Here is a 6,364-nt window from a genome sequence, read left to right on the forward strand (position 1 = left end):
TTAAGACCCGTCCACCGTGGGCGGTATTCTGGCGTTTTAGAGGTGAACAACGTGGAGCTTTTATCTGGCGCTGAGATGGTCGTCCGCTTTTTGCGTGACGAAGGCGTTAAGCACATTTACGGGTACCCTGGCGGTGCTCTCCTTCATGTTTACGATGCCTTGTTCAAGGAACCGGAAGTCAGTCACATCCTGGTTCGTCACGAGCAGGCCGCTACCCATATGGCTGACGGTTACGCCCGTGCCACCGGCAAGGCCGGCGTGGTACTGGTGACCTCAGGTCCCGGCGCGACCAATGCCATCACCGGTATTGCCACCGCGTACATGGACTCCATTCCAATGGTCATTCTCTCCGGTCAGGTGCCCAGCACCATGGTCGGTACCGATGCCTTCCAGGAAACCGACATGATCGGTATTTCCCGGCCGATCGTGAAACACAGCTTCATGATCAAACATGCGTCGGAAATCCCGGAAGTCCTGAAAAAAGCCTTCTATCTTGCGCAATCCGGCCGTCCAGGCCCGGTCGTTGTCGATATCCCGAAAGACATGACCAACCCGGCGGAAAAGTTCGAATACGTCTACCCCAAAAAGGTCAAGATGCGTTCCTACAGCCCGGCTGTGCGTGGTCACTCGGGCCAGATCCGCAAGGCTGCCGAAATGCTCCTGGCCGCCAAGCGTCCAGTCGTCTACGCCGGTGGTGGTGTGATCCTCGGCGGCGGCTCCGCAGCCCTGACCGAAATCGCCCAGATGCTCAACCTGCCGGTCACCAACACCCTGATGGGCCTGGGCGGCTATCCGGGCACCGACCGCCAGTTCCTTGGCATGCTCGGCATGCATGGCAGCTACACTGCCAACCTGGCCATGCACCATGCCGATGTGATCTTCGCTGTCGGCGCGCGCTTTGATGATCGCGTGGTCAACGGCCCGGCCAAGTTCTGCCCGAACGCCAAGGTCATCCACATCGACATCGACCCGGCCTCGATCTCCAAGACCATCAAGGCCGACGTACCGATCGTAGGTCCGGTCGACAGTGTCCTGACCGAAATGCTCGCCACCTTGCGCGAAATCGGCGAACAGCCGGAAAAAGCGGCGATGGATGCCTGGTGGAAGCAGATCGAAGAATGGCGCGGTGGTCGCGACATGTTCCCGTACGACAAGGGCGACGGTAACGTGATCAAGCCACAGACCGTGATCGAGACCCTGTGCGAAGTTACCAAGGGCGACGCCTTCATCACCTCCGATGTCGGCCAGCACCAGATGTTCGCGGCGCAGTACTACCGCTTCAACAAGCCCAATCGCTGGATCAACTCCGGTGGCCTGGGCACCATGGGCTTCGGTTTCCCGGCGGCCATGGGCGTCAAGCTGAACTTCCCGGACCAGGACGTTGCCTGTGTCACCGGTGAGGGCAGCATCCAGATGAACATCCAGGAACTGTCGACCTGCCTGCAGTACGACCTGCCGGTGAAGATCGTCAACCTGAACAACGGTGTATTGGGTATGGTCCGCCAGTGGCAGGACATGTCCTACAACAGCCGTCACTCGCATTCCTATATGGAATCGCTGCCTGACTTCGTCAAGCTGGCCGAAGCCTATGGTCACGTAGGTATTCGCATCACCAGCCTGAAGGACCTCAAGCCCAAGCTCGAGGAAGCGTTCGCCATGAAAGACCGCCTGGTGTTCATCGATATCCAGGTCGACAACAGCGAGCACGTCTACCCGATGCAGATCAAAGACGGTTCCATGCGCGACATGTGGCTGAGCAAGACGGAGCGTACCTAATCATGCGGCACATTATTTCCCTGCTGTTGGAAAACGAACCCGGTGCCTTGTCTCGCGTGGTTGGTCTGTTCTCGCAGCGTAACTACAACATCGAAAGCCTGACCGTAGCGCCGACCGAAGACCCGACCCTGTCGCGTCTGACGTTGACCACGGTCGGTCATGATGAGGTGATCGAGCAGATCACCAAAAACCTGAACAAGCTGGTTGAAGTCGTCAAGCTGGTCGACCTCTCGGAAAGCGCGCACATCGAACGTGAACTGATGCTGGTGAAGGTCAAGGCCACGGGCGCACAGCGTGCCGAGATCAAACGCACCACCGATATCTATCGTGGGCAGATCGTCGATGTCAGCAGCAGCGTCTATACCGTCCAGCTGACTGGCGCCAGCGACAAGCTTGACAGCTTCATTCAGGCTATCGGAACCGCGTCCATTCTCGAAACAGTACGCAGCGGCGTCACCGGCATTGCCCGTGGCGACAAAGTACTCAGCATCTAAATCAAAAAATTAGCGATGGCCCCAACGGGCCGAGATAACAGGGGTAAGTTCATGAAAGTTTTCTACGACAAAGACTGCGATCTTTCGATCATCCAGGGCAAGAAAGTTGCCATCATCGGTTACGGCTCCCAGGGCCACGCTCAGGCGTGCAACCTGAAAGACTCCGGTGTGGATGTCACTGTCGGTCTGCGTAAAGGTTCGGCTACCGTTGCCAAAGCCGAAGCCCATGGCCTGAAAGTGGCCGACGTGGCTTCTGCCGTTGCTGCCGCCGACCTGGTCATGATCCTGACCCCGGACGAGTTCCAAGGCCAGCTGTACAAGAACGAAATCGAGCCGAACATCAAGAAGGGCGCTACCCTGGCCTTCTCCCACGGCTTCGCTATCCACTACAACCAGGTTGTGCCACGCGCTGACCTGGACGTGATCATGATCGCGCCAAAAGCGCCGGGTCACACTGTACGTTCCGAGTTCGTCAAAGGCGGCGGCATCCCTGACCTGATCGCCGTTTACCAGGACGCTTCGGGCAACGCCAAGAACGTCGCCCTGTCCTACGCTGCCGGCGTCGGCGGCGGCCGTACCGGCATCATCGAAACCACCTTCAAGGACGAGACCGAAACCGACCTGTTCGGTGAGCAGGCCGTTCTGTGCGGCGGTACCGTCGAGCTGGTCAAAGCCGGTTTCGAAACCCTGGTCGAAGCTGGCTATGCGCCAGAAATGGCCTACTTCGAGTGCTTGCACGAACTGAAGCTGATCGTTGACCTCATGTACGAAGGCGGTATCGCCAACATGAACTACTCGATCTCCAACAACGCCGAATACGGCGAGTACGTGACCGGCCCGGAAGTCATCAACGCCGAATCCCGCCAGGCCATGCGCAACGCCCTGAAGCGCATCCAGGACGGCGAGTACGCCAAGATGTTCATCAGCGAAGGTGCTACCGGCTACCCATCGATGACCGCCAAGCGTCGTAACAACGCCGCTCACGGCATCGAAGTCATCGGCGAGCAACTGCGCTCGATGATGCCTTGGATCGCAGCCAACAAGATCGTTGACAAGACCAAGAACTGATTGGGTCCTGATGCGATAAAAGAACGCGGCCTCGGCCGCGTTTTTTTGTGGCTGTACTCCAAGAGCAACTAACTTGAGTGGGACAAGTCCGTTCCTACAGGGTTTTTTCGTTTAGACGGTCAGCTTCTGGTATAAAGCTTCATCGTCTGTCGGCGAACCCACGTCGCAGACCTCTGTCGAATCTTTTCCACACCGTTGCAAGGTAATGTCAATGAGCGAACGTCCCGAAGAGCCGAACAAGGTCTCTGACGCCGAAAGCCTGCTACCGATCGATGAGCATGTTGAAGAAGGGCATGACGCCGAAGGACGCAAGGTTCGGCATCGCGGCATTTATCTGCTGCCCAACCTGTTCACCACCGCGAACCTGTTCGCCGGTTTCTACTCCATCATCAACTCCATGAGTGCCCAGGCGGCATTGAATGCGGGCGATCCACGCGAAGCGAGCAAGTATTTCGCCATTGCCGCCATCGCCATTTTCGTCGCCATGGTTCTCGACGGCCTCGACGGCCGTGTGGCGCGAATGACCAATACCCAGAGCGCCTTCGGTGCCGAGTACGACTCACTGTCCGACATGGTCGCCTTCGGCGTTGCCCCTGCGCTGCTGGCCTTCGGCTGGGCCCTGGGTGACATGGGCAAGGTCGGCTGGATGGTTGCCTTCATCTATGTTGCTGGCGCCGCCTTGCGTCTGGCGCGATTCAACACCCAGGTCGGCAAGGCCGACAAGCGCTACTTCATCGGCCTGGCCAGTCCGGCAGCGGCGGGTGTGGTGGCCGGTACCGTCTGGGCCTTCAGCGACTACGGCATCCAGGGTTCCAAGCTGTCGTTCCTAGTGGCACTGCTGGTGGCTGCGGCGGGCATGCTGATGGTCAGCAACATCAAGTACAACAGCTTCAAGGAGCTGGACCTCAAGGGCCGCGTACCGTTCGTAGCGATCCTCGCGGTGGTGCTGGTGTTCGCGGTAGTCTTCAGTGATCCACCACGCATCCTGCTGCTGGTGTTCCTCGGCTATGCGGCTTCCGGCCCCGTGCAGTACCTGCTGCGCATCCGGCGGCGGAAAAGCGTCGAGTGATGTAATTTCACTCAGGCTCCGTAGTCTACTGGTGCATCAGTCCTCCAGTTCTACGGAGCCCCCATGCTTATCAAGCTGTCCAAAGCCTCCGATTGCCACGAATCGGACGTCACCCCCCAATCCCTTTACTTCTCGCGTCGAGCATTGCTCGGTGGTTCTGCTGCCGCATTGGCGGTATCGGCTTTGCCGCGTTGGGCCAGTGCGGCCGAAATGTCGCGCTATGCGGATGTCGAGGCGGGCGCCAGTCCGGCCTGGTTCGCTGAAAAGCTGGGGGGCACCCGCTGGCAGGCCGTTACGGCGCCCGGTGAGGCGATCACGCCGTTCAAGGATGCAACCCACTACAACAATTTCTATGAGTTCGGCGCCGACAAGGGGGATCCGGCGGCGAATGCCGGCAGCCTGAAGACCGAGCCCTGGACGGTGGTGGTCGACGGCGAGGTGGGCAAGCCCGGGCGCTATGCGCTGGAGGACTTCGTCAAACCCTACCAGCTCGAGGAACGCATCTACCGATTGCGCTGTGTCGAGGCCTGGTCGATGGTCATCCCCTGGCTCGGATTTCCCCTGGCCGCCGTACTCAAGCAGGTGGAGCCGACCTCGAAGGCCCGCTTCATTCGGTTCGAAACCCTGCAGGACCCAAAGAGCATGCCCGGGCAACGCTCCAGCTTTGCCTTGATCGACTGGCCCTATATAGAGGGGCTGCGTCTGGACGAGGCAATGAACCCACTGGCGATTCTGGCAGTGGGGATGTACGGGCGAGAGCTGCCCAACCAGAACGGTGCGCCGCTGCGTCTGGTGGTGCCATGGAAGTACGGCTTCAAGAGTATCAAGTCGATCGTGCGCATCAGCCTGGTGGCCGAGCAGCCGCGCACCACCTGGCAGTCGATTGCGCCGGAAGAGTATGGCTTCTATGCCAACGTCAATCCCGAGGTCGACCACCCGCGTTGGACCCAGGCGCGTGAGCGGCGGTTACCCAGCGGCCTGTTCAGCCCCAACGTGCGGCCGACCCAGATGTTCAACGGCTACGCCGAAGAAGTGGCGGGGCTATACAACGGCCTTGATCTGCGGAAGAACTACTGATGCGCTACCCATTGTTTCGTCTCGGCATCTTCGTCCTGGCGAGTATCTGGCCCCTATGGTGGCTGTATGAGGCAGCCATGAATGCACTGGGTCCGGACCCGGGCAAGATCCTGGTCGATCGCCTTGGATTGGGTGGGCTGATCTTCCTGCTCATCACCTTGAGCATGACGCCCCTGCAGCGCCTGACCGGTTGGGCGGGGTGGATCGTCTCCCGTCGGCAGCTGGGGTTGTGGTGCTTTGCTTATATAGTGATGCACATGACTGCCTACATGGTCTTCGTCCTCGGGCTGGACTGGGGGCAGTTGGGCGTGGAGTTGAGCAAGCGACCCTACATCATCGTCGGAGCTCTGGGGCTGACCGGTTTGCTGACGCTGGCTGTAACGTCCAACCGATATAGCCAGCGTCGCCTGGGTGCTCGCTGGAAGAAGCTGCACAAGTTGGTCTATGCGATTCTCGCCCTGGGCTTGCTGCACTTTCTCTGGGTGGTGCGGGCAGACCTCAAGGAGTGGGCGATTTATGCAGCTATTGGTGTGTTTCTCCTGGTCTTGCGGATTCCGCTGTTGTCGCAGCGGATTCCGCGGTTATCGGGCCGGAAAACAGCTTCTGCATCAAAAGCCAGAATAAGTGGTTGACGCCCCGTTTTATCTCTCTATAATTCGCCCCACTTCCGGCGTAGTCGAAACGGAAAACTCCTTGAGAATCAAAGAGTTGAATGTTTCAGGTGGTGCCGGAAGGGCTTCGATCGAAAGATCGGCAGCGGTGAAAAGGCAGTTGACAGCGACTTTAAACGCTGTAGAATTCGCCTCCCGCTGACGAGAGATCGCAGCGAGTCAAGTGGTTGAAGTTAAACGAAAAACTTCAAAATAAACGCTTGACACAC

6 protein-coding genes are annotated in these 6,364 nt (G+C 58.8%); all 6 read left to right on the forward strand.

The genetic code is table 11. The features are described from left to right. Positions 1 to 51: 51 nt before the first annotated feature. The 6 genes from ACIQUS_RS17725 (at position 52) to msrQ (ending at position 6,116) form a co-directional block, all read left to right on the forward strand. Positions 52 to 1,776 carry an acetolactate synthase 3 large subunit gene (locus ACIQUS_RS17725; RefSeq protein ID WP_403048981.1) on the forward strand — a complete coding sequence of 575 codons (1,725 nt, stop codon included), beginning with the start codon at positions 52 to 54 and terminating at the stop codon, positions 1,774 to 1,776. Positions 1,777 to 1,778: 2 nt separating this feature from the next. After that, a complete protein-coding gene (ilvN, locus tag ACIQUS_RS17730) occupies positions 1,779 to 2,270 on the forward strand; it encodes an acetolactate synthase small subunit (protein WP_028944490.1) in 492 nt (163 codons plus the stop codon). 51 nt (positions 2,271 to 2,321) lie between these two features. Beyond that, positions 2,322 to 3,338 carry a ketol-acid reductoisomerase gene (gene ilvC / locus ACIQUS_RS17735; protein ID WP_403048985.1) on the forward strand — a complete coding sequence of 339 codons (1,017 nt, stop codon included), beginning with the start codon at positions 2,322 to 2,324 and terminating at the stop codon, positions 3,336 to 3,338. A 211-nt stretch (positions 3,339 to 3,549) separates the two neighbouring features. Further along, the gene (gene pssA, locus ACIQUS_RS17740; protein ID WP_403048988.1) at positions 3,550 to 4,407 is read left to right on the forward strand and encodes a CDP-diacylglycerol--serine O-phosphatidyltransferase; all 858 of its coding nucleotides are present in this window, start codon (positions 3,550 to 3,552) and stop codon (positions 4,405 to 4,407) included. Between the two features lie 63 nt (positions 4,408 to 4,470). Further along, entirely contained in the window at positions 4,471 to 5,484 is a 1,014-nt protein-coding gene (gene msrP, locus ACIQUS_RS17745) for a protein-methionine-sulfoxide reductase catalytic subunit MsrP (RefSeq protein WP_403048991.1), read from the forward strand. Continuing rightward, the gene (msrQ, locus tag ACIQUS_RS17750) at positions 5,484 to 6,116 is read left to right on the forward strand and encodes a protein-methionine-sulfoxide reductase heme-binding subunit MsrQ (protein WP_403048994.1); all 633 of its coding nucleotides are present in this window, start codon (positions 5,484 to 5,486) and stop codon (positions 6,114 to 6,116) included. Before msrP ends, msrQ begins: the two co-directional genes overlap by 1 nt. Positions 6,117 to 6,364 lie beyond the last annotated feature (248 nt).

Source organism: Pseudomonas sp. NPDC090755 (assembly GCF_044769005.1).
GTDB lineage: Bacteria > Pseudomonadota > Gammaproteobacteria > Pseudomonadales > Pseudomonadaceae > Aquipseudomonas.